The sequence below is a fragment of the Streptomyces sp. 4F14 genome, assembly GCF_048159485.1.
GTDB lineage: Bacteria > Actinomycetota > Actinomycetes > Streptomycetales > Streptomycetaceae > Streptomyces.
The window spans coordinates 1-389 of the sequence record NZ_JBLRVY010000205.1 but is presented as its reverse complement, the minus strand read 5'-3'; the positions used below and the strand labels follow the sequence as shown (position 1 = coordinate 389).

The following is a 389-nucleotide window of genomic DNA, read 5'->3' as shown; positions in this document are numbered from 1 at the left end:
GCCTCAATCCTGGGCAGATGGTGATTCACAGCGGCCACGATCATCGCGCACTGAGCACGGATCTCATCGTCGGTCAGCCCAGAGAAATCGATGCTACCAGCAGGTGTCCCCTTCAATGCCGAGAACCATTCTGCTTGCCCAGGTGTCAACTGGCGACCCGGCGCGTCCAGATCGATGGTCGCCATCATCTGCAAGAGCATGGAACGCGTCACACATCCTTGACGCGGCTCATTCGAGATCACCAGGAACGCTGTGTGTAGTGCGTGGCCGACATCACGGAAGATCGCACCCTTATTTGCCTCAATTGCTACCAGCATAATTTTTCCCTCACTTGTTGCTGTTATTGCCGGTCAATGCCGGCGGCTGTTGCTTGCCAGGACACCGATTCA

1 protein-coding gene is annotated in these 389 nt (G+C 56.0%); it reads right to left on the bottom strand.

From position 1 onward, the window contains the following. The coding region (locus ACLZOT_RS50335) for a hypothetical protein (RefSeq protein ID WP_416976036.1) at positions 1 to 317 on the bottom strand (317 nt) is incomplete at its 3' end. Positions 318 to 389 lie beyond the last annotated feature (72 nt).